The sequence below is a fragment of the Chromobacterium sp. LK11 genome (genome assembly GCF_001043705.1).
Classification (GTDB): Bacteria; Pseudomonadota; Gammaproteobacteria; order Burkholderiales; family Chromobacteriaceae; genus Chromobacterium; species Chromobacterium alkanivorans.
The window spans coordinates 1-423 of record NZ_LDUR01000069.1; the positions used below are offsets into that span (position 1 = coordinate 1).

The following is a 423-nucleotide window of genomic DNA, read 5'->3' on the forward strand; positions in this document are numbered from 1 at the left end:
GGCTTCTTCAGTTTGTTAAAGATCGGGCGTTAAAAATACAACGCAAACACAATCAAGCTGTTTTGCAAACTCGCTTGTGTTTGAGTTGTGGTGGAGGATGACGGGATCGAACCGACGACCCCCTGCTTGCAAAGCAGGTGCTCTCCCAACTGAGCTAATCCCCCTCTAAACCTGAAATGCAGCGTTGAAACGCGCCTCGTGTGCATCAGCACACGTCGCCGCCTTTCGCCTTGCCTTTCAGCTTTATTCGTGCGGCCGGATCGCTCCGACAACAGAAATTCTGGTGGGTCTGGTTGGACTCGAACCAACGACCCCCGCCTTATCAAGACGGTGCTCTAACCAGCTGAGCTACAAACCCATTTCATGTTCAGCCATCGCTGGCTGACGCCCTTAACTACAAATAACCGATAGGCTGTAAGTACT

Annotated in this window: 2 tRNA genes; both read right to left on the bottom strand. The window is 51.5% G+C overall.

From position 1 onward, the window contains the following. Positions 1-88: 88 nt before the first annotated feature. Positions 89-164: transfer RNA gene (locus tag VK98_RS22580), tRNA-Ala, on the bottom strand. 117 nt (positions 165-281) lie between these two features. After that, positions 282-358: transfer RNA gene (locus VK98_RS22585), tRNA-Ile, on the bottom strand. Between the last annotated feature and the right edge of the window lie 65 nt (positions 359-423).